The sequence below is a fragment of the Phycisphaerae bacterium genome, from assembly GCA_035384605.1.
GTDB lineage: Bacteria > Planctomycetota > Phycisphaerae > UBA1845 > PWPN01 > JAUCQB01.
In genome coordinates, this window is sequence record DAOOIV010000029.1 from 1 (window position 1) to 20,725 (window position 20,725).

At 62.0% G+C, this 20,725-nt stretch carries 20 protein-coding genes and 1 riboswitch; of the genes, 13 read left to right on the forward strand and 7 right to left on the reverse strand.

The genetic code is table 11. From position 1 onward, the window contains the following. Window positions 1-138 precede the first annotated feature (138 nt). Complete coding sequence (locus PLL20_08805) at window positions 139-552, forward strand: hypothetical protein (protein ID HPD30079.1); 414 nt, start codon at window positions 139-141, stop codon at window positions 550-552. A 90-nt stretch (window positions 553-642) separates the two neighbouring features. Here the strand turns inward: PLL20_08805 and PLL20_08810 are convergent, their stop codons facing one another. Beyond that, the gene (locus PLL20_08810) at window positions 643-1,923 is read right to left on the reverse strand and encodes a glycoside hydrolase family 2 TIM barrel-domain containing protein (protein ID HPD30080.1); all 1,281 of its coding nucleotides are present in this window, start codon (window positions 1,921-1,923) and stop codon (window positions 643-645) included. Window positions 1,924-2,112: 189 nt separating this feature from the next. Between PLL20_08810 and PLL20_08815 the strand changes: the two genes are divergently transcribed. Beyond that, window positions 2,113-3,057, forward strand: a complete 945-nt coding sequence (locus tag PLL20_08815) for an L-lactate dehydrogenase (GenBank protein HPD30081.1) — start codon at window positions 2,113-2,115, stop codon at window positions 3,055-3,057. Between the two features lie 136 nt (window positions 3,058-3,193). On the opposite strand, the gene PLL20_08820 is transcribed toward PLL20_08815, so the two are convergent. From PLL20_08820 to crcB, 5 genes are all read right to left on the reverse strand, one after another. Further along, window positions 3,194-3,541, reverse strand: a complete 348-nt coding sequence (locus PLL20_08820) for a hypothetical protein (protein HPD30082.1) — start codon at window positions 3,539-3,541, stop codon at window positions 3,194-3,196. 28 nt (window positions 3,542-3,569) lie between these two features. Further along, window positions 3,570-3,923 carry a DUF190 domain-containing protein gene (locus PLL20_08825; protein ID HPD30083.1) on the reverse strand — a complete coding sequence of 118 codons (354 nt, stop codon included), beginning with the start codon at window positions 3,921-3,923 and terminating at the stop codon, window positions 3,570-3,572. A gap of 3 nt (window positions 3,924-3,926) precedes the next feature. Then, window positions 3,927-4,340, reverse strand: coding sequence for a universal stress protein (locus PLL20_08830; protein ID HPD30084.1), 414 nt, complete (start codon window positions 4,338-4,340; stop codon window positions 3,927-3,929). A gap of 11 nt (window positions 4,341-4,351) precedes the next feature. Further along, window positions 4,352-5,599: a cation:proton antiporter gene (locus PLL20_08835; GenBank protein HPD30085.1), complete on the reverse strand. Its 1,248-nt coding sequence runs from the start codon at window positions 5,597-5,599 to the stop codon at window positions 4,352-4,354. 74 nt (window positions 5,600-5,673) lie between these two features. Next, window positions 5,674-6,063, reverse strand: coding sequence for a fluoride efflux transporter CrcB (gene crcB, locus PLL20_08840; protein ID HPD30086.1), 390 nt, complete (start codon window positions 6,061-6,063; stop codon window positions 5,674-5,676). Window positions 6,064-6,175: 112 nt separating this feature from the next. Next, a riboswitch (Fluoride riboswitch) is annotated at window positions 6,176-6,239 on the reverse strand. Window positions 6,240-6,388: 149 nt separating this feature from the next. Between crcB and PLL20_08845 the strand changes: the two genes are divergently transcribed. The 9 genes from PLL20_08845 to gcvPB all read left to right on the forward strand — a co-directional run bounded on the left by PLL20_08845 (window position 6,389) and on the right by gcvPB (window position 17,671). Continuing rightward, window positions 6,389-8,059: a GxGYxYP family putative glycoside hydrolase gene (locus PLL20_08845; protein ID HPD30087.1), complete on the forward strand. Its 1,671-nt coding sequence runs from the start codon at window positions 6,389-6,391 to the stop codon at window positions 8,057-8,059. Between the two features lie 722 nt (window positions 8,060-8,781). Continuing rightward, a complete protein-coding gene (locus PLL20_08850; GenBank protein ID HPD30088.1) occupies window positions 8,782-9,123 on the forward strand; it encodes a sigma factor-like helix-turn-helix DNA-binding protein in 342 nt (113 codons plus the stop codon). A 186-nt stretch (window positions 9,124-9,309) separates the two neighbouring features. Further along, window positions 9,310-11,631: a ribonuclease R gene (gene rnr, locus PLL20_08855; protein HPD30089.1), complete on the forward strand. Its 2,322-nt coding sequence runs from the start codon at window positions 9,310-9,312 to the stop codon at window positions 11,629-11,631. 20 nt (window positions 11,632-11,651) lie between these two features. After that, window positions 11,652-12,764: a hypothetical protein gene (locus PLL20_08860; GenBank protein ID HPD30090.1), complete on the forward strand. Its 1,113-nt coding sequence runs from the start codon at window positions 11,652-11,654 to the stop codon at window positions 12,762-12,764. Between the two features lie 81 nt (window positions 12,765-12,845). Next, on the forward strand, window positions 12,846-13,937 hold the full coding sequence (gcvT, locus tag PLL20_08865) for a glycine cleavage system aminomethyltransferase GcvT (protein HPD30091.1): 1,092 nt from the start codon (window positions 12,846-12,848) through the stop codon (window positions 13,935-13,937). Window positions 13,938-13,977: 40 nt separating this feature from the next. Beyond that, on the forward strand, window positions 13,978-14,367 hold the full coding sequence (gene gcvH, locus PLL20_08870) for a glycine cleavage system protein GcvH (protein HPD30092.1): 390 nt from the start codon (window positions 13,978-13,980) through the stop codon (window positions 14,365-14,367). Between the two features lie 15 nt (window positions 14,368-14,382). Next, window positions 14,383-15,720 carry an aminomethyl-transferring glycine dehydrogenase subunit GcvPA gene (gene gcvPA, locus PLL20_08875; protein ID HPD30093.1) on the forward strand — a complete coding sequence of 446 codons (1,338 nt, stop codon included), beginning with the start codon at window positions 14,383-14,385 and terminating at the stop codon, window positions 15,718-15,720. A gap of 18 nt (window positions 15,721-15,738) precedes the next feature. Beyond that, window positions 15,739-16,122, forward strand: a complete 384-nt coding sequence (locus PLL20_08880) for a hypothetical protein (GenBank protein HPD30094.1) — start codon at window positions 15,739-15,741, stop codon at window positions 16,120-16,122. Window positions 16,123-16,150: 28 nt separating this feature from the next. After that, a complete protein-coding gene (gcvPB, locus tag PLL20_08885) occupies window positions 16,151-17,671 on the forward strand; it encodes an aminomethyl-transferring glycine dehydrogenase subunit GcvPB (protein HPD30095.1) in 1,521 nt (506 codons plus the stop codon). A 180-nt stretch (window positions 17,672-17,851) separates the two neighbouring features. Here gcvPB and PLL20_08890 read toward each other — a convergent pair whose 3' ends face one another. Further along, window positions 17,852-18,256, reverse strand: coding sequence for a 3D domain-containing protein (locus tag PLL20_08890; GenBank protein HPD30096.1), 405 nt, complete (start codon window positions 18,254-18,256; stop codon window positions 17,852-17,854). 673 nt (window positions 18,257-18,929) lie between these two features. Here PLL20_08890 and PLL20_08895 point away from each other — a divergent pair. Next, the gene (locus PLL20_08895; GenBank protein HPD30097.1) at window positions 18,930-19,679 is read left to right on the forward strand and encodes a lipoate--protein ligase family protein; all 750 of its coding nucleotides are present in this window, start codon (window positions 18,930-18,932) and stop codon (window positions 19,677-19,679) included. Between the two features lie 109 nt (window positions 19,680-19,788). After that, window positions 19,789-20,721, forward strand: coding sequence for a hypothetical protein (locus PLL20_08900; GenBank protein HPD30098.1), 933 nt, complete (start codon window positions 19,789-19,791; stop codon window positions 20,719-20,721). Window positions 20,722-20,725: the final 4 nt, after the last annotated feature.

Below are 20,725 nucleotides of genomic sequence, written 5' to 3' on the forward strand. Positions count from 1 at the left end.
TCGATTACGGCGCCGAGTAGGGTTTGCGCCGCCGGTGGGTGTCCGCCGGATGCCTTCGGCGTGACGGCCCTGGCTGAGGGGCGGCGGCACGGGTAGCAGAGCCCCTCATAACGAAGTCTGGGCATCGGGGAGTTTGTGATGAGTCGTGGCCACGCGGAGCAGTCAGAGCCTTCCGGCAAGCGGAAAACGATTGTCCTGATCGTAGCGCTGGCAGGTCTGGCGATTGCGGCAGTTGCCGTTGCCTGGAGGAACCGGGAGGAGAAACAGCCGGACACGCCCGAATCGGCGATGACCTACATCTGCACCGAGTGCAAACACGTCTACGCCTTGACGCCGGCCGGTTACGAGAAGCTCACCAAGGAAGGCGGAATCAAAGCTCCCGACACTCGGGAAGACGGCGGGGTAGTCTTGTTTCGCTGTCCCTCGTGCGGCAAGTTTGCGGCGGTTCCGGCCGTGGAATGCCCAAACGATGGAACCCAGCTGCCGCGGCGACTACCGAACGGTCGACCGGGCCGCTGCCCGAAGTGCAACTGGTCGTTTTATCCTCGATAGCCTGCGCTTTCGTAGAGACATCTGGACGATTCCTGCTCCAGGGGTGAACTCGCGGTTCGCGGCGGGGACTTTTGTTCCTGCCGCGGTATCTCAGCGAGACGCGGGGCGCGACGCTGCTGACAGCAGCCGCAAGGCCCGGTAAAGGTGTACATCGTGCGGGGCAAAGGTGTCTGTGAACGAGCCGTCAACAACCTGAAGCGTGCGATTCTCGTGCAGGACTGTGACCTCACCATCTTGCAGCCCCGAAAACGTCACCTCGACCGTCTCGCCCTCGCGGGCGGCCGCGAGGATATACAGGTAGACGCTCGCTTCCTTCCACCGGGCCTCGATCTGAGGGGCGCCGGTGAACTCCAACGGATACTTCGAGTCCGGCAGAGTCAGCACGGGATACAGTTCGCTTCCCGGCCTGATCTCGGCCAGAAGCGGCCTGAGCACCGCACGCCAGAAGGTCCAGTTCCAACCGAGTTCGGCGTCACGACCGGTGAGTCCGACGGGCATGCCGAAGAACGACACGCTGTTGGCGCCGCAGATGATTGCCTGGTAGAGCATGTAGCGTTCCTGTCGAAACGTGGGGAACATCAGCCGGTTCTTGGGGTTGTGAGCAGGGTTCACGCCGCTCCAGCAAACCTGCAAGACCATGAAAGGCATCTTACCGCCTTTGGCCAGCTCCACCGTTCGACGGGTGTAATCGCCCACCATGCTTAGGCCCTTGTTGGCATCGAGAGAATGCTTGCCGGGCGGCTCGCTGACCGGGTAGATGTCGATGCTCAGAACGTCACAGGCGGCGCTGTACGGACGCAGCGTCTCCAGCGTGCCGCGGGGGGCGTGGCAGAACCACACAAGACGGGCGGGATCCAGCTCATGAATGAGGTCGTAGGCCTGCTTGAGCGGCTCGACTGGGAGCTTGCCCCATTCGGGCTCGTCGGCGCTCTTCCAAAAGAGGATGCCCGGGTGGCTCCGGTACTTGCGGATAAAGGCCTCGAGCCTTTGTCGCATACCCGGCCTGTTCAGCTCGACCATTTCACGCAGAAACGGCCAGACGTACACACCGCGTTGGTGAGCCGCGTCAAGGTATTGAGAAAACTGTTCCTCGGCCTGAGGCGTCCATCCGTCGCGGGATGGTCCACCGCGGACCACGGACATACCACCCTCGGCCATCTCAGCCCAGCCGTCGCCGCCCTCGGGCGTCTGGAAATCAAGAGGCGGCCCCGGGGCGAAACCGATGAAGAAATGCGGGCGGCCATTCAGCATCAGCCGGCCGTCGGGGGTGATCGACAGCTTCACGGGGCCATCGCCCTGTCCGGCCAAGGCCGGACCTCCACCAGACAAAAACACTGCAAGGGCAACGACGCAGCAGTGGTAAGAGCTCATTCATGTCTCCTGTCTGTCTTCCCGCAAGCGCAGGGCCTATGATGTTTTGCGTGCCCTGTGCGTCTTTGTATGCATCCGGGACCCCATCCAGGACCGGCCCCCGAACTTGTGCGCGGGCCAGGCAAGGGATGGGAGGAAAGCAACCACGGATAAGCCTAGCCGGACGGGCACCGAGGAGCCAACATGAGCATGACCGCCGGGAAGGTCGTCATCATCGGGGCCGGTGAGGTGGGGAGCACCTGCGCCTTCGCCCTACAGATGCGAGGCGCGGCCCGCGAGATCGTTCTGATTGACGCGAACCACGAACGCGCGGAGGGGCAGGCACAGGACCTGAGCCACGGACAGTGCTTCACGCCCCCCGTGGAAGTCCGAGCGGGAGACTATCCCGATTGCAGCGGTGCCCAGGTCATCATCATTACCGCAGGAGCGGCACAGAAACCGGGGCAATCGCGGCTGGACCTGGTCGGAACCAATGTGGAGATATGCCGGTCGGTGGTTGGTCGAATCATCGAACACACTCGCGAAGCGATCGTGGTCATGGTGACCAACCCGGTGGACGTGCTGACTTACGCGGCGATCCGGTTCTCGGGTTTGCCTCGCGGCCGTGTCATCGGCTCGGGCACCGTACTGGATACCGCGCGATTCCGTTTCTTTCTCGGCCGTCACTGCCGCGTTGATCCTGCGAGCATCCACGGTTATGTACTCGGCGAGCACGGCGACAGCGAAGTGGTCGCCTGGAGCATCACGACGATGGCAGGCATGCGCATGGCGGACTACTGCCGCGCCTGCCCGCACAAGTGTCCGCAGATGGACCGTCAGCGGATCGCCATGCAGGTCCGCAACTCGGCCTATCACATCATCGAGGCGAAGGGAGCGACCAACTTCGCCGTGGCGCTGGCATTGCTGCGGATCACCACCGCGATTATCCGCAACGAGAACAGCGCCTTGACGGTTTCCACTCTTCTGCAGGGCGAATACGGTCTGACCGACGTTTGCCTGAGCGTGCCGACGATTGTCAATCAAAATGGCGCGGATCGCCTCATCTGCCCGGAACTGTCGGCGGAGGATTTGAAGGCCCTCAGGGCGTCGGCGGAGGCGATACGCAGCGTACAGCAGAATGTGGGACTCATGTGACGAACGAGAATAACCGGGACACTCGAGTCGACACGAATGACAGAGTGCGAATACGACGATCCGCTGCGGCAAAGACGGGACAGCCGCAGGTCTCGGTGCCGCAGGAAATTGCGACGCTGCTCTATCGTCGGTCGCTTTACCGCCGAGCCCCGCCGGGCCGGTTTTGATCCCAGAGTCTGCCGGCCAGAAGGTTGTCAGCGTTCTCGTGAAGTATCTCTTCCAGCAGGGTTCGTGCCTCCGTCATGCGGCCCAGCCGGAGCATCGCGATCGCCCAATGCGTCCTGAACGTCGCATCGTAAGGGTTCAGCCACACCGCCCGCCGAAACTCGGATTCCGCCGGACTGAATGCCTCCCGGCCAAGAAAGCAAACACCCATGGCGTCGTGCTCGCAGCCGAAATATCGGCCGGGCCGCAGGAGTTGCTCGCGAACGAATTCCCGATCGCGGCTGCATGCTCGACGTTCGGAGCTCTTGTCCGACGACACGGGTGACCCTCATGCGGCGACCGACGGACTATTCCTTTCTCGCATCCCCACCGTTTGCGAGGTACTTGATCACGTGGACCTTCTCCAGGGTGACAAGGCCCTCTGTGACCATCTGGTCAATGTGCGGGAGGAGGGTGCTGATCTTCTCCTGCGTATCCACGATCTCGATCACCATCGGCAGGTCCTGGGACAACCGAAGGACCTTCACTGTGTGCAAACGGCTGTGCGCACCGAAACCCATGGGACCACGAAGCACCGTGGCGCCGGCCAAGTGGAGTTCGCGGGCCTTCATCACGATGGCCTCATACAGCGGCACACCGTGCCACTTGTCGCCCTCACCGATGAACACGCGGAGCAACTGCGCTTCGCCTTCCAGTCTCATCGTTTACCTCACCACGGTCACGGTACAGGGCGCATAACTGAGAACCCGCTTGGAGACCGATCCGAGCAGCCAGCGCTGGAACCTGCTCTTGCCTCGATGGCCCATGACGATCATGTCGGCCTGCCGTTGGACCGCCTGATGAACGATCTGATCGGCAGGATGACCGACGACAACGTCGGTTTCCAGCGGCACCCCCGCCGCTTGGGCGGCCTCACGAAAAGCAACAAAGTCTTTTTCGAAATGCTCCGTCGCGGCGTCCAGCAAGGCGGGCGTCTCGACCGACGTGGGGGGTTCGGATGGCTGAGCCACCGAGACAACAACCACGCTGGAGCCGAATGCCTTGGCCAGTTGGAGCGCAAACTGGAACGCCCGTTTGGCTGACTCAGATCCGTCATTAGCTGCAAGAATGGTCTTCATGGTTTGCCCTCTCACGTTTCAGGCAGAACTGATTCGCCGTCCAGTACGGCGGTTGCTGTCATCTCGCGGCTGCCGGCCGGCCGTATGTCGGGCATTGTAGCTCTGGTGCGTTTCGGCAACAGGTCATATGGGATGAAGAAGGCATTGGCGATCAGGGTGGGGATGACGGCGCTGGCGACGACGGCCGCGACCAGGTACGAGTATTGACTCTGGGTGATGACGTTATGCGTCAGACCGAACAACGCCGAGATCGTCCCGAAGGTCAAACCGGTCGACATCAGCAAGGTGGTGTATGCGGCCTGGCGGTACTCGTACCGGAAGGCCTTGGTGGCAGGGTATACGCCCAGGCACTTGCTGACCACCTTAGCACCCAACAAGATCATGAAAGTCACCGGCGCGGCGATCAGGGCCGGAACGGACACGAACGATCCCGCTCGAATGAAGTAGAACGGCGTGAGCAGGCCGAACGTCAGTGTGCGCAGCCGACGCACCAGAACATGATCCTTGCCCACCGTGCCCGCCAACACCATTCCGATCATGTAGGCGGGCAGCACGGCCTCGCTATCGGCCCATGCAGCCAATGCTCCCATACCGAACAGGAGCAGCAGCAGGTACTTCGCTTCCAGTTCCGAGGGCCGGTTGCCGTACCTCCTGAAGAACCATGGCGTCAAAAAAGGAATGATCGCGAAGACGGCGACACTTGCTATGACAAACACGCCCGTACGGATCGTAAACGGCGAAAAGATGAGCCCGAGAGCCACAACCGTGCCAAGATCGTTGATGAAGCAGGCGGCCAGCACAGCCTTACCGAAATCGGTTTTGTTGAAGCCGAGTTCGAGCATGACCGCATAAACGACGGCGACGGAGGTAGTGGACAGGGCCACGCCGGCCAGCCAGCTCGCCTTGGAATCCCAGTGCAACACATAGTAAGCCACCGCCGCGCAGCCGAGAAACGGCGTGAAGAAAGCAATGAGCCCGATGACGGTTGCCTCCTTCCACCTGGCGCGAAACACCGTCGGGTCCAACTCCGCGCCGGCGAGGAACGTCAGGACGATGGCCCCCGTCCCCGAAAGGAACTTGATCCAAGGCTCCTGGGCCCCCAGGGCGGCAACTCCGGCGACGGCGCCGATGATCAGTTGAGCAACCGTGCCAACCACAATCTCTGAGAGGGCCGTCGCCACCCGCAGCCAGATGGAAAGCAAGGTGGCCACAAGCGCCAGTCCCACCCACAAGGCCGCGGTGAACCATACGTCCGTCATGTAGAACTACCTCCTGCGCCGGGCATCACTCTGCGTCGTGGCTTCCACCAGCGGTGACTGAACCATTGCGGCCATCACCCGGCTCCAAACCACTTCTCGGCAAGCCGATAGCCGACCAGCACGGACGAGAATCCGAGCGTGACGCTGAGCAGCAGATTCATCACGGCTCGGAGTCCCTGGCCGTCGTTGGCCATCGCGAATGTTTCCCAGCCAAATGTCGAGAACGTCGTGAAACCACCGAGCACGCCGATGGTCAGAGCTACACGATACTCAGGCCGGATGAGATAGGCGCCGCCGTTGAACAGGTAGTTGAGGAATCCAATCACAAAACACCCCAGGACGTTGACGAGGAGAGTCCCCACTGGAAACGATCCGTTGACCAGCCGCTGCCCCCAGCCGGCCAACCCGTACCGACACAACGATCCCAGCCCACCGCCAAGAAAGACCAACACCAGCTTGACCATGTCCAATCCATGCGACGCGCAAGCCCTGCATCCAGCAAAAAACCCCGCTCAGGCGATCGGCCGGGCAGGGTCTATCTACAGGGTCTACGTCGCGCGGACCCCACCCAGGTCGATCCGGGTAGGAGTCATCAGGTCTGCGCGACCGGTTAGGGGCGGACTCCATCGCCGCAGGCATCATAGCAGCAGCCAAGCTCAAGGGCAAGCCCCGGAAACCTTGCAGCGGATGATGCGCACAGTAACATGAGCCCCGTCGGGGAGACCACAGCGACGAACAGGAATCGGAGCGGGATCGACAATTGCTATTTCAGCGGAAGGATTCACTGCCGTGAGCGAAAAGGCCGTCTGGTTCAACCTGGATTCTCTCATTGACCCGAACATCACCGGCGGGCGGGTGCCGTCGTATAAGGAAGGCCAACCCGAGTGGGCCAAGGGGCATCTGGCTCTGGAGGACAACGGCTGGAAGAACCAAGTGATGATGTACGCCCTGCAGGGCCTGGTCAATCGCACCGGCCCGCGGCTGATGTACGACACCCAGTTCTGGAACTGGAAGCCGGCCGACCAGACCTGGCGCGATTACTACGCCAGGGCCAAGGGCATCGAGTTCGAGACGCTCGCCGACGTGTTTGAGGTCATCGACCGCTTTCGCGAAGCCTTCAAGGGGCTGGTGGTCCACGACCCGAGCGTCGAGCAATCGCTCTATGTGGCATGCGTTCTGGCCGGTCTGGAAGACCTTCTGCCCGTCAAGCCCGATATCGCCGAGAAGCTGACCGCCCGGTACGGCGACCTGACGATCGCGTATGACCTCGTCGGGCGATGGAAGGACGAATTCGAACCGCTCGACTACGCGATTGATAATCTCCTGCCCCGTTGTCAACCGGGAATGATCTACAGCGTGGATAATCTGTGGACGGGAATGTCGATCCACACCCTCGACCTGGCGGTGGCCCGAAGGGCATTCATCTTCCGGTGCAGCACCAAGAGCGAATACGCCGAGGACAACAAGCGGATCTGGCGCATTCACAGCTATGCCGGGCCGAACTGCGGCGTCTACGGCTGGGGTGAACCCGAGGACCGCTATTGCCAGATGGCCTCGCTGAACAGCAACTACATCATGTGCACCGAGGCCCCCAACCTCAGTTTCCACGCCCAGGTGCCGGTCGAGATGAAGACCTTCCGACAGAAATCGCACGTCGACAAGTCGCAGTTGCGCCTGGAAGAAGACAAGTACTACGTCGCCTTCATGACCACCGAGGGCGACGCCCTCAAGATCCACATGTGCTTCCAGGGCGGGGCCTGGCACGATCCCCATCGCGGCCGGGTGCCGATCAACTGGGGCTTTCAACCGCGGATGCTCGACGTCGCCCCGGCCATGGCCGAGTACTACTACAGCACCATGACCGACAAGGACTACTTCTTCTGCGGCTGCAGCGGCGCGGGCTATACCTACCCGAACTGGATGCCGGAACCCGACGAATTCTTCCGTGAATCCGACAAGTTCATGGAGCGGGCAGATTTGCAGACGATGGACTGCTGGATCCACTTCTCCCGCCCGGTCTACGAGCGCTATGCCGAGCTGAGCCCGCACACCGAGGCGTTCATTCTGCCTTGCGGGCCGGGACAAGTGAAGATGACACGGGCCGGCACCCCGGTGATTCTGCGGTACAGCGGGCTACACTACTTCCCGAGCGAGAAGACGGCGGAAGACATGGCCGAGGCGATCCAGAAGGCCGCCGCCGACATCCTGCACAAGCCGGCATTCATAACCGTGTTCGCCGTTCCAGACGCCAAGGGCAACACCTCGGCGCAGAACGGCTTCTGCCCTGAGGATTATGTGCGGGTGGCAGAAATCCTTGGTGACAGGGAATACAAGATCGTCACGCTGGAAGAGATGGCCTGGGCGGCCAGAGAGTTCGCCAGGAAGTACCCGGACCGTGTCAACCGCCCGCAGAGCCGCGAGCGGCAAACACGGGTCGGAGTCAATGTCATACAGAGCTGATGGACCCTGAGCATCAGACTGAGAATGGCGGCGAATTCGCCGCCTCCGAGACCATCCGAGCGGCCGACGTCACGGCATTTCCTTGGCCGGCCTATTGCGGGCTCCATGAGCTGCCGGGTTTCGAGACACCGCCGGCTTGGAAGCCGAGCAGACTCCAACGCGGCGCGACTGAGCCAGCGCTGATCCGGTCGATATTCGGAGTCCTTGGCACGCCGCGGCCCCCGACGGCAATACTGAGAAGCGGGGCTCTCGTTCCGATCCGGCCGCCTGCAACGACCACGTTCCAACGTCCGCGCCTCCAACCGGACTTGCGGACAGCCACTGAAGGGTGGCTGCAACCGGCCGCCCCATCCGTGGAAGCGCCCGCCAGCCCCAACTTTGGGGTAAACGCCTCGACGAAAGCTGTCCGATAATCCAGTATCTCGATTCGTGAAGAGGACAGGTAAGCTTTGAACCCTGTCATCCATCGTTGTGCGTGCGGCATGTGTTGACTGATGGAGGAGGCCATGACTGCAGCATTCAACAAGTCGCTCCGCGATTCTTCACGGCAATGCATGCCTGCTCGTTCGCTTCTGATTGCCACGTCGCCCGTGAGTCGGTCACTTCAGGGCTTGTCATACACGAGGTCATTTCCATGTGCGATGACGTCGCCGGAGCGCGACGCTATCGGCAGTCAGCTTGCCGCTCCTTCAGGGAGGCGGCAAGCGGCAGGGAGGTCACCCATGGCATCGCAATACGCAGGCCTCAAATCACCGCCCGCCAGGAAACGTGAGATTCCGTCCAGAGCGGCCGCATCCTCGCGTCGGGCCGGTCTGCAGGCCGCCGCATTCGAGGCCATCACATACACCCCGCCCCCGTGGAAAAAGCTGAAACGTTTTCTTCTTCGAGGGCTCACTACCAAGGAGCGGCTGATCATCACGCTGAAGTACTGCGAAAGGCTCACCTTCGCGGAAATCGGCGTTGTGCTGGCGCTGCCGGAGAAACAGGTTGCGGCCCTCCATCGCGACATCGTTCGACGCGTCCGGCGATGGGTGCTGTCCGACGACTATGACAGTTGGACGTGATCCCGGGCGGACCGCGCCCCAAGCGCACCGTGATCCGGAAACGTGCGCGCAGGCCGCATAGATCCCGCGCCCTAAGCTTCCGGCGCCCGGACGGCACGTTCGATCTTGCGGCTTGAGGTCCGCCGCAGCCCAACCCTCATCTTCGACCCGGTTGAAGCTTTGACTCTCTGCCTGTAAGCTAACAGGATGCCGGCCAAGACGTGCGAGCCGGTGAAGGAGTCACGCATTAACACAACAAACGATCTCACTAATCGCATTCTGCAACATGTCAGTCGCAAGGATTACCGGCCGCAGCGCGCGCGCCGGCTTGCCCAATCCATCGGCATCGAGGAGAAGGAATACGGCGAGTTCCGCGCGGCGGTCAAGTCCCTGATGAAAGCCGGCCGCGTCATACTCGGCGGCCGCAACTGCGTCATGCTGCCGTCGGCCGTCGGGGTCATCATCGGAACCTTCCGCGGCAACCCGCGGGGCTTCGGCTTCGTGGTGCCGGCTAACCCGACCGATCACGGGGACTTGTTCATCCCCCCTGGAGCCGCCGGCGGGGCGATCACCGGCGATACGGTCGAGGCCAGAATCACCCGTCGGGGCAAGCGAGGCGATTCGGCCCTCGTCGAGGGAGAGGTTACGCGGATTATTGAACGCGGCCAGAGTCGATTCGTCGGCGAGCTGATCCGGCAAGGGGAGCAATGGCTTATGATCCCCGACGGACACGCTCTTCACGCTCCGGTGATTGTCGGCGACGTCGGCTCGACGCGAGCCCGCACCGGCGACCAAGTCGTCGTCGAGCTGACCGAGTTCCCCTCCGCCACGCGAGCCGGACGCGGAGTCATCATCGAGGTCCTGGGTCGCAGATCCGATCCTGGCGTCGACACGCTGAGCATCATCCATCAATACCATCTCCGTCACGCGTTTCCACCCGAAGTGGCAGACGATGTGCGGCACGTTGTGCGCAAGTACGCGCTCGAAACGGAGCTTGGAAGCCGCGAGGACTTGCGCCGGGAAGTCGTGGTCACTATCGACCCCGATGACGCCAAGGACTTCGACGACGCCATCTCCATTCGGAGATCGGCGCGAGGGCGGTATGAACTGGGCGTGCATATTGCCGATGTGTCGGCGTTTGTCAGGCCGGACAGCCCGTTGGACGTGGAGGCCCGGCTGCGCGGCAATAGCGTCTATTTTCCCCGGCACGTCATTCCGATGCTGCCAGAGGTCCTCAGTAACGGCCTGTGCAGCCTGCAGGAGGGTGAACCCCGGCTCGCCAAGAGCGTCTTCATTGAGTATGACACGAAGGGGAGGCGGATCGCGAGTCGCTTTGCCAACACGGTCATTCAATCCCACAAGCGGCTGACGTATCGCGAGGTCACTCGCGTCCTGGCGGGCGAAACGCGGGGCGTGAACCCCCAGGTCGTGGCCTTGCTCAAGAGTATGGAACACCTGGCCCGCCTGATTCAGAAACGGCGGCTGGCGGCAGGAATGATCGTGCTCGATCTGCCCGGGGTAGAACTGATCGTGAACGACGGTGACGAGGTCATCGACGTCATCCCGGAGGATACCGCCTTCGCGCATACCATTATTGAGATGTTCATGGTCGAGGCCAACGAAGCGGTCGCCGAGTTGTTCCACCGCCTCGGCGTGCCGCACCTGCGTCGGATTCACCCTGAGCCGCCGGCCGAGAGTCAAAACAAGCTCACCGGCTTCCTCCGCGTCCTGGGCAAGCCGGTTCCCAAACGGCTTGAACGATCCGACATGATCCGATTGCTCGATAGCGTTCGTGGTCAACCAGAGGCATTCGCTGTCAATCTTGCCGTGCTGCGATCCATGGCCCAGGCCGAGTACTCGCCGGCCATGATCGGCCACTTTGCCCTGGCCAGCCGCCATTACACCCATTTCACCTCACCAATCCGCCGATATCCGGATCTGGTGGTCCATCGGTTATTACAGCAGTATCTCGAGCACCAACTCGACTCGCCGCAGGGCAAGTCCCGGGCGCCGTCCAGCGAGGAATTGGCCGTCCTGGGCGCGCACTGCAGCTTCACTGAACGGAACGCGGAGGCGGCCGAGCGCGAAATCAGACTGGTGAAGATACTGCGGTTTCTGGAGAAACGCGTCGGCGATATCGAGCAGGGAGTGGTCACCGGCGTCGCCAACGTCGGCGTCTACGTTCAGTTGCTCAAGTATCGCGTGGACGGTCTGGTGCGGTTCGCGGACCTTCCCGACGATTGGTGGGACATCGACGTCCGCTCGGGCTGCGTTGTCGGCCAGCGCAGCCGCAAACGGATCGCGATCGGCGACGCGGTGAACGTCCAACTGGCCGGTGTTGATCTGTCGGCCCGTGAGTTGGACCTTGTTCTGACGGCCGATTCGCTGAAAACCGGCACGGGCCGTGCTCGTCCTTCGGTTGCGAAACGAGGAGAGCCTGATCGCGGCAGGAAAGCGGCCAGAGTCGAGCGCAAGACCGTCCGCAGGCGCGACTCTCGCCGGCCCCGCCGGATTGGCCGCAGACGATAGCAGAGGAAACCTGCGACTACATGAGAGTGGACGTTCATTGCCACATCGGCCAGCGACGGCGTCTCTGTGGCGACGAGGGCCGGTTTTCATTCGAGGCCCCCGGCCAATATGCTCCCTGCGACTCCTACTTCTCCGACGTGATGTACTATGGCGTGTTCATGCGTCTGGCCCGCCTGCATTTCGGGCTCGGCGGCGGCCGCACCTCGGAACAGGAATTCGATGCAAGGGTGGAGCACATTCTGTTAGATCACATTCTCGGCGCGGAGAACGTCGACCGCGTCGTTCTCCTGGCGTTCGACCAGTACCATACCGATGAAGGCCGGCCGCTCGGGTCGCGCCGTCATCTGTGGCAGCACGGCTCGGATCTCTATGTCTCCAACACCTACGCGCGTCAGTTGTGGCTGCGCCATCCCCGACGAATCCTCTTCGGCGCTTCGATTCATCCCTATCGCCGCGTGGGCCGGAAAACCGCAATGGATATGCTGGAGGAGGTCGCGGCGGCCGGAGCCGTCCTGGTCAAGTGGCTTCCGCTGAGTCAGAACATCGACGGGCAGGATCCGCGAACCATCGATTTTCTTCGCCGTGCCGCCTCGCTGAAGATTCCGGTTTTGATTCATTGCGGCTGTGAGGCGGCGCTCGGCAACATGCATCCACGTTTCAAGGATCCCGCACCGTGGCTTCGCACTCTTCGGCAACTACGGCAGGAACAGTGTCCTCCCACCGTTATCATCGCTCACGTCGCAAGCCCGCCGCTCTGGCCCGTCACCTCCGCCAGGACGCTGCATACACTGCTGGACGCATTGACAGGTGAATTCGCCGACGCCCCTCTTTACGCCGATCTGGCCGGGATGACCATGATCAACAAGGCGGTCTGGCTCAAGAAGCTCGCCAGGATGCCGGAAATCCACCATAAGCTCGTCCATGGCAGTGATTTCCCGATCCCACCATTCCCGATCGTCTTCTGGCCCCAGCTTGGTCGGCAATACAGGACCATTCGCCAGTTGAAGTCCTGGCTCGACCAAGATATCGCCGTCAAAACCGCCTTGGGGTTTCCGGAGAGCATCTTTGACCGGGCGGGCGAACTGCTTGCCGAGCGGATCCGTTTCGCCGACGCGCTGGCCGGCCGCGTTTGACAGCCTCGTTGGGCAAGAGTACGCTCAGCAACCGATGTAAACATGGCATCGCTTGGGACAGGCTTTCTCACGGAAGGAATCGTGCGAAGAACACCTCTTTACGATCTCCACACTCGGCTCGGGGCCAAGATGGTCGACTTCGCGGGATGGGAAATGCCCCTCCTGTTCACGAGCATCATCGAGGAGCATCGGCATACTCGATCTGCCGCGTCCGTGTTCGACGTCTCGCACATGGGACGAATCGAATTGACCGGCCCGGATGCCGAGTCTCTTCTCGAACGTATTTGCACGCGCAGGGTCGGTAAGGCCGTCGTCGGCCAATCGTTGTACAGTCATATCTGCCGGGAGGACGGTGGAATTCTCGACGACGTCATCGTGTCGCGTTTCGAGGACCACTGGCTGGTGGTCTGCAATGCCTCGAATCGCGACCGCATCGTCGCGTGGCTCCGCCGGCACGCGAGCGGGAGCGATCTGGATATCAAGGATCGAACCGAAGAAACGATGATGGTCGCCATCCAGGGGCCGCTGGCCGTCGAGCTGGTCAGCCGGCTGCTGCCAATCGCCGTGGCGGATCTGAGGCGTTACCATTTCTGCAGCGGCAACTACATGTTCACCCCCTACGCGATTTTCCGCAGCGGCTACACCGGCGAGGACGGTTTCGAGATCATCCTGCCTGCAAACGTAGCCCAGCTCGTCGGCAGCTATCTCGTCGGGGATGAGGTCGCGAGTAACACCATCAAACCCGCGGGTCTTGGCGCCAGGGACACGCTGCGGCTGGAGGCGGGCATGCCGCTGTATGGACATGAGTTGCACGAACACACCGACTCACTCAGCGCGGGACTGGAATGGTGCGTTGACCTCGGCAAGGATTTCATCGGCGCGGAGGCTCTGCGGCGAATTTCACAGGCCGGCCCCTCGCGCAGGCTGGTCGGCCTCGAACTGACCGGCCGCCGGATCGCACGGCCGCATTCCGCGGTGCTGAGTGAGAACCGTCCCGTTGGCGAAGTCACCAGCGGCACGTTCTCCCCCACCCTTGAACGCAGCATTGCGATGGCTTACGTCGATGCCGCTCATGCCCAGGAGGGCCGCCCGCTCACCGTGGACCTGAGTGGCAAACAGGCCGATGCGACCATCGTCAGACTGCCATTCTACAAGCAAAAGACCGGCACCTGACGTACAAAGCCACGAGGCCGGCAAATACAAGGAGGCTAAGGTGAGTCCCACTCCGAGCGATCGCAAATATACAAAAACACACGAATGGTGTCTTGCAGAAGGCGACGTCGTGACCATCGGCATCACGCAGTTCGCCACGGATCAGTTGGCCGACATCACTTTTGTTGATCTTCCGTCGATCGGCACCCGAGTGACGGCAGGTCAGGCATGCGGCGAGATCGAGTCCGTCAAAGCGACCAGCGAGTTATATACCGCCGTCAGCGGGGAGGTCATCGAGGTCAACAAGGCACTTGGTGATGCCCCCGAGCTGGTGAACAATGACCCATACGGACAGGGCTGGATGGTCAAGATTCGCGCCGCGAACCTTTCCGAGCTCGACGCGCTGATGGATGCGGCGGCGTATGACCGGTTGCTTGCAGCGGCCTCATGAAGCCAAGCCGACACGATGAGATTCACGCAACTGACAGAACGTGACGTGCAGCACATGCTGGCAACCATCGGCATCGGCCACGTGGGCGAGCTTTTCGGAGGCATCCCCGACCGTTTGCGCCTCGATCGCCCGTTGGATCTGCCCGTTCCGCTGACCGAGCTTGAACTGCTTGCGGATCTGGAGCGACTTGCCGACCGCAATCAAGGCTGCAATCGGCAAGTCTGCTTCCTGGGGGCCGGAATCTACGATCACTTCGTTCCGACGGTTGTGGACGCGTTGGCCTGTCGAAGCGAGTTTGTGACCGCCTACACCCCCTACCAGCCCGAGGCCGCCCAAGGTGCTCTCCAGGCACTGTATGAATACCAGACGCTCATCTGCGAGCTCACCGGCATGGACGTGTCCAACTCATCGCTCTACGAAGGAGCCAGCGCGGTGAGCGAGGCAGTCCTGATGGCCCGGTCAATCAATGGCCGAGGCCGCGTGGTCTTGCCGATGACCGTCCATCCGCACGTCCGCGAGACTCTGCAGACCTATCTTCGCGACTTACCGATGGAAATCGCCACCTGCGGCATGCAAGATGGCCGTACGAGCGAGGATGAGTTTCGCAGCGTGGTTGACGGTGATACAACGGCGGTGGTCATTCAAACCCCCAACTTTTTCGGGTGCATTGAAAGACTCGACCGGCTGGCCGAGATTGCCCGGGCGGCCGGGTCACTCGTCATTGCCTCCGTGGATCCGCTTAGTTGCGGCCTGCTCAAACGGCCGGGGCAACTCGGCGCGGACATTGTGGTCGGCGACGGACAACCGCTGGGCATACCCATGTCCTTTGGCGGCCCCACGCTGGGCTTCATGGCCTGCCGGGACGAATTCATGCGCAAGCTGCCGGGTCGCCTGGTCGGAGCAACCACCGATCTCAGCGGCCGGCGCGCCTACTGCCTGACACTGCAGACGCGCGAGCAGCATATCCGCCGGGAGCGGGCAACCAGCAACATCTGCACGAACCAGGGCCTGCTGGCCATTCGCGCAGCCATTTACCTGAGCGCCGTTGGGCCGCACGGCCTGACCCGCATCGCACGGCTCTGCCTTGAGAAGGCTCATTACGCGGCCCAGGCCATCGCGGCAGTCGACGGTTTCAAGCTTCGTTTCGCCTCGCCGTTTTTCAAGGAATTCGTCGTTCAGAGCGACCGCGAGGTGCCCAGGGTGCTCGAGCAGTGCCGCAGGGCGGGCATCCTGGCCGGTGTACCGTTGGGACGATGGTATCCTGAGCTGGCGGACTGTTTCATGGTCGCCTGTACCGAGAAACGCAGCAAGAAGGAAATCGATCATCTTGTCGGCGCTCTGGGCAAGCGTTGAATACGAGGACCGCGCTCCATGGGTTACGACGTCGAATTCGTTCAACTGACGATGCCGGCCGGCACGAAGTTTCCGGTTGAACCCGAGTCTGCGGCCCGACTCGTCAAGAAAGCTGCGCCTTTCGCCGACGTGCAGGTCGTGCGCGCCGCACTGCTCAAGCTGGAAGGATGCCGGCCCGGCCCCAAGGACGCCGTGGACTATTTAGGTCGAGGAATGAGTTATGCGCGGATCTTTCCCCGACACGCGGCCATTTACGTCGAAAACAACTGCAACGCCGCCGATCTGATCAGGATTCTGGTGCATTTGCAGAAGGATTTTCCTTCGTTGTTGATTCTCGATATGCAGAGCAAACAGCTCCACACCGCTGAAAGCTACAAGGCGTGGTGGGGCAAGCCGCTGTGACACGGCAGGAGCAGGAAGAGACGAAATCATGAGCGCGGAGCCGATCGGAGCTACGAGGAACAAAGATGCCCTTGGACGAGCTGCACTGCCGCCGCCGGAAAGACTCGTCTTCGAGCTCAGCGCTCCTGGCAATTCCGCCGTCTCGCTGCCGGCCGGCGATACACCTGCCATCGACGCCGCATCCGTCATTCCCCCGGAGTTGTTGGCCGATGAGCCGCCCCCCCTTCCGGAGATCGGCGAACTCGATCTTGTGCGTCACTACACGCGACTGGCTCATCGCCAGTTCAGTGTTGACGGCAACTTTTACCCGCTTGGCTCATGCACAATGAAGTACAACCCCAAAGTCGGTGAGCGGGTATCCTCCTTACCCGGCTTCACCGAACTGCACCCGCTCCAGCCTGCGGAGGACGTACAGGGCATCCTGGAGCTGCTCTATCACTTGCGCATATTTCTGGCGGAGATTGCCGGTCTGGCGGAGGTGACCCTGCAACCTTGCGCGGGGGCCCACGGCGAGATGACCGGTCTGAAAATCATCAGTGCCTGGCATCGCAGCCGCGGGGAAGCAAGACCGAAGGTGTTGGCTCCCGATACGGCGCACGGCACCAATCCGGCATCCTGCGCAGTCTGCGGACGGCAAATAGTGACGGTGGCTTCCCGCCGCGACGGCCGGGTCGATCTGGACGATCTTCGCCGCAAGGTGGACGACCGGACGGCCGCTCTCATGATCACCAACCCGAACACCGCCGGGCTTTTCGATCCCCAGATTGCCGAAATAGCCGACATTCTGCACACCAAGGGCGCTCTGCTCTATCTTGATGGTGCGAACATGAACGCGATCCTGGGGATCGCACGTCCGGGCGATTTCGGCGTTGACGTGATGCACTTCAATCTTCACAAGAGCTTCGGGACCCCGCACGGTTGTGGCGGACCGGGTTCCGGTCCCGTCGCGGTCGCCGAACGGCTGCGCGGCTTCCTTCCCGGACCGCAAGTCGTCCGCGGTGAAGACGGCCGCTACGATTGGGCAGCCCCGGGCCCCCAATCCATCGGCCGCGTCCGCTGGTTTTACGGGCAGATCGGGATCCTCATCCGTGCCTACGCATACATCCGCATGCTCGGCCCCGAGGGGTTGCGCGAGGTCAGCGAGAAAGCGGTCCTCTCCGCCAACTACCTTGCCGCCCGCCTCCGCGACCATTACCGCTTCCCCTTCGATCCGCCCTATGCCCATGAATTCATCATGGTCCCGGAGTTTCGAGAGCAAGGCGTCACCGAGATCGACATTGCCAAGCGTCTCATCGACCACTCGTTTCACCCGCCAACGATGAGCTGGCCCGTGCATCACTGCCTGATGGTCGAGCCGACCGAGAGCGAGTCACTTGCAACGCTTGATCACTTCGCGGACGTTCTGATCCAGATCGCGAGAGAAGCCCGCGAAGAGCCCGAGGTTCTTCGCCAGGCACCGCTTACGATGCCCGTGCATCGCCTCGATGAAGTCACCGCGGCCCGCAAGCCCGATCTCCGCCGGCGGTCTGAGCAGGACTCGAGTAAATGAGAGCCACAGTCCGGCGGGGCGCGGCTTTACTTCGGGGCAAGTCGTCAGGCGCAGCAAAACGCCTCGGACTTGGCATCATGCCCGCCGAGGCGCCATACCATGGGGAAACAAAGGAACTGAAAAACCGATTCTATGTATTGCCGTCGGATCGGGGCAACGCTCCTTCTCCTGCCGTCTGGGTTAACGCCTGACCCACACCGTCAGGGTTTGCCGACCCCACTTGAGGGCCTCGGCATGCGTCGGAAACAGCAGATCAATCCGATCGTGTTGCAGTTTGACGTCCGCCACTTTCTCATCACCGATCTTTACGTTGCGTACCCATTCCCCCGCCGATTTGATCGCTCCGCCGCGGTCGAGCACCTTGGCTGTCCCATAACCGGGAACCCGCATCTCCGTACCAAAGGCGTAAGACGATGGAGCTGCGATCAGCTTGCCAACCGCCGGCTTGCCACTGGCGGTAATCCCGCTGGCATGGGCTCCGCAGCACAGCGGACAGGGACAATACGCCGAAACGTCCATCACCACGGGCTCCCACTCTCCAACGCCTGGTGCCATTACCAATACTGCGACAAACAAAGCGGTCATCGCCTCAACCTCCGCCTCTCATCCCCGATCGTCCGGTGTCCTTCACCAGCGATCGCAACTTTCTGACGGGGATGTCTCCTCACCCGCACCGAAGTTGCTGATTATTCCCGCCGATCCATAGCGAGTCCACTGTGGCGACGGAGTTCTTGCGTCCGATACGCACTTCCACAGCTCTCTATGCGCTACCGGCCGCTATTATCAGCCGCAACCCCAAAAAACGGTTGCGGCGCGTCCGTTAACGCAATGTCGCGGCACAAAATCGCGGAGAAATCCGAATCGGGACTTGCCCCCGTAGCGGCGGCAGCGGGCGATCCTTGCCCCCAGGACAGTACTGTCTGCGACCCCTCGCCTCGCTCACCACTTGCCGCGTATTGGTGTCCGGACCTTGGCACCATTTCACGGCCTGTACTGGCTGACCGCACCAACCCTGCATATGGGACTCGCCAACCTGAACAGAACTCAGTCTACAAAGCTGCCTTGAGGATTTCCACCCTTTGGAGCGTCACCGCGCCCCGGCCCGGTCGCGCGCGTCCGCATGCGACGAAATCACGCCGGACGTCTTCCTTGCAGACTGGGAAGGCCTTGTTTATCGGACGGTTGGCCACTACAGTGGCAGCGGCTCGCTTGGCCATGTTGAAAAGGCGAGCCACAGATAAACAGTATGTGGATCTTTATGGCTCTTGTGGGTGACTGGCGATGGATCAGTGACGGGCCGGCCGACGGCCCGGTCAACATGGCGCGTGATGAAGCGATTCTCCTGTCCGTATCGGAAGGAGGCGCCCCGCCTACGTTGCGTTTCTATCGATGGTCGCCGCCCACCGTCTCGCTTGGCTATTTCCAGTCCTACTCGGACTATGCCGCATTGCCGCCGCCGGCCGGAGGCCTACCGGTGGTTCGACGGCTCACGGGCGGCGGCGCCATCCTTCATGATCTGGAATTGACCTATTCTCTCGTGTTGCCGTCAAATCATCCGTTGCTGCCCGCGTGCGGTGCCGCCGGCCTGTACGACGTCGTTCACGACGCCTTCGCCCGCTTCCTGACGAATCTGGGAGTCTCGGTGATCAAAGGACCTTCCGCATCGGGCGGCGCGTCACATCGAGGGCCGTTCTTCTGCTTCGATCGCCACAACCGTTTCGATCTGCTCACGGACGGGCGTAAGATCATGGGAAGCGCGCAAAGGCGTTTGCGCACAGCGATCCTTCAACATGGTTCGCTCATTCTGGACAACCGGTTTCAGCAACAGTGCTGCGCGAGCGTGGCGGAGTATGCGCCGGTCGTCATCAACACCTGGCTGCCGCGGCTGGTCGAGGAGATCACCCGTGCCCCGGCCGGCAAACCCGCGAAGCTCAGCAACGGCGAGTTGGAGACGGCTGAGCGACTGGTATTCAAGTACCGCGATGAGCAGTGGACGCGGAGGCGATGAAGAGCCGCACGCGTTGACCGTCTGGCGTCCGACAGGTACAGTCACATGAGGACGTTGAAACGACGCATCCCGAACGGCATAGGCCGCCTGAGCAGGAAAGTCAGTCCCAATGGTTGACGTGGAACAGTCCGGCACCTCCTTGCCGTCTCAACGCAATGCCCCTCTCCCCGGTCGGGGACGACGACCGACCATCGCAATCATCGCCCTGCTGGTCGCCTTGTGGTGCCTGGCCATGTGGTACCGCGCAGAGATCCGCGCCTACTGGTGGGCCCGGAAGCTCGCCCAGTCGTCGAGTCCGCAGGACATACACTATTACCTGCTGTGCCTGGCAAGCACTGAGGAGAGTGCGTTCGGTCCGGCCAAACGTCTTGTCCGAAACACCGATCCACGCGTTCGCAGGCTGGGCGTTGCCGTGCTCGACAACTGTCGGGGGCAGGAGGTGGAGCACGTCCTGCTCGATCTGCTGAACGATCCGGATGACGAGGTGGCTGACGCAGCCGCCATTTCGTTGACCGATCCTCGACGTGGGACGGCGATGGCGCTCATCCCCGAGCTGGAGAAGATCGTCGCCCGCGGCGGAAAGGCGGCCCGCCATGCCATCGTGGCGCTGCAGCGGATCCCAGGAGAGCAGGCGGAGATGATCCTCGTCGATGTTCTCTCTGAGGCGAGCGAGCCGGATCTACTCGGGCAGGTTGCGGATTCGCTGGGCATCATCGGGTCTCGAACGGCCGTGCCCGGGTTGATCGCCCTGCTGGATGACACGCGCTCGCTGGGATCCATGCTCTATTCCGAGCGATCGGCCGCCAAGGCCCTGGCCGATGCTCGCGCCCAGTTCGCCGCCAGAGGGATCAATGCCGAGTCGGTGACTGTGGCCCGCGCTCACACGGTGGCCGAAGCGGCTCTGCGTTCCCTCACGATGATTGCCGGAGGAACCTCGCCGAGGGCGGCCAGCGGCCCGGCGAATACGCGACCGGCCGGGATGCTTCGCGAGCAATGGGAAACATGGTGGAAATCCGGGGAGACCCCGCAGCCGGGCGGCTGATCAG

Bases quoted from the DNA above. Each gene is read 5' to 3' on its own strand.
- PLL20_08805 (HPD30079.1), top strand. From the start codon at position 139: ATGAGTCGTGGCCACGCGGAGCAGTCAGAGCCTTCCGGCAAGCGGAAA.
- PLL20_08810 (HPD30080.1), bottom strand. From the start codon at position 1,923: ATGAGCTCTTACCACTGCTGCGTCGTTGCCCTTGCAGTGTTTTTGTCT.
- PLL20_08815 (HPD30081.1), top strand. From the start codon at position 2,113: ATGACCGCCGGGAAGGTCGTCATCATCGGGGCCGGTGAGGTGGGGAGC.
- PLL20_08825 (HPD30083.1), bottom strand. From the start codon at position 3,923: ATGAGACTGGAAGGCGAAGCGCAGTTGCTCCGCGTGTTCATCGGTGAG.
- PLL20_08830 (HPD30084.1), bottom strand. From the start codon at position 4,340: ATGAAGACCATTCTTGCAGCTAATGACGGATCTGAGTCAGCCAAACGG.
- PLL20_08835 (HPD30085.1), bottom strand. From the start codon at position 5,599: ATGACGGACGTATGGTTCACCGCGGCCTTGTGGGTGGGACTGGCGCTT.
- crcB (HPD30086.1), bottom strand. From the start codon at position 6,063: ATGGTCAAGCTGGTGTTGGTCTTTCTTGGCGGTGGGCTGGGATCGTTG.
- PLL20_08850 (HPD30088.1), top strand. From the start codon at position 8,782: ATGGCATCGCAATACGCAGGCCTCAAATCACCGCCCGCCAGGAAACGT.
- rnr (HPD30089.1), top strand. From the start codon at position 9,310: ATGCCGGCCAAGACGTGCGAGCCGGTGAAGGAGTCACGCATTAACACA.
- PLL20_08860 (HPD30090.1), top strand. From the start codon at position 11,652: ATGAGAGTGGACGTTCATTGCCACATCGGCCAGCGACGGCGTCTCTGT.
- gcvPA (HPD30093.1), top strand. From the start codon at position 14,383: ATGAGATTCACGCAACTGACAGAACGTGACGTGCAGCACATGCTGGCA.
- PLL20_08880 (HPD30094.1), top strand. From the start codon at position 15,739: ATGGGTTACGACGTCGAATTCGTTCAACTGACGATGCCGGCCGGCACG.
- gcvPB (HPD30095.1), top strand. From the start codon at position 16,151: ATGAGCGCGGAGCCGATCGGAGCTACGAGGAACAAAGATGCCCTTGGA.
- PLL20_08890 (HPD30096.1), bottom strand. From the start codon at position 18,256: ATGACCGCTTTGTTTGTCGCAGTATTGGTAATGGCACCAGGCGTTGGA.
- PLL20_08895 (HPD30097.1), top strand. From the start codon at position 18,930: ATGGCTCTTGTGGGTGACTGGCGATGGATCAGTGACGGGCCGGCCGAC.
- PLL20_08900 (HPD30098.1), top strand. From the start codon at position 19,789: ATGGTTGACGTGGAACAGTCCGGCACCTCCTTGCCGTCTCAACGCAAT.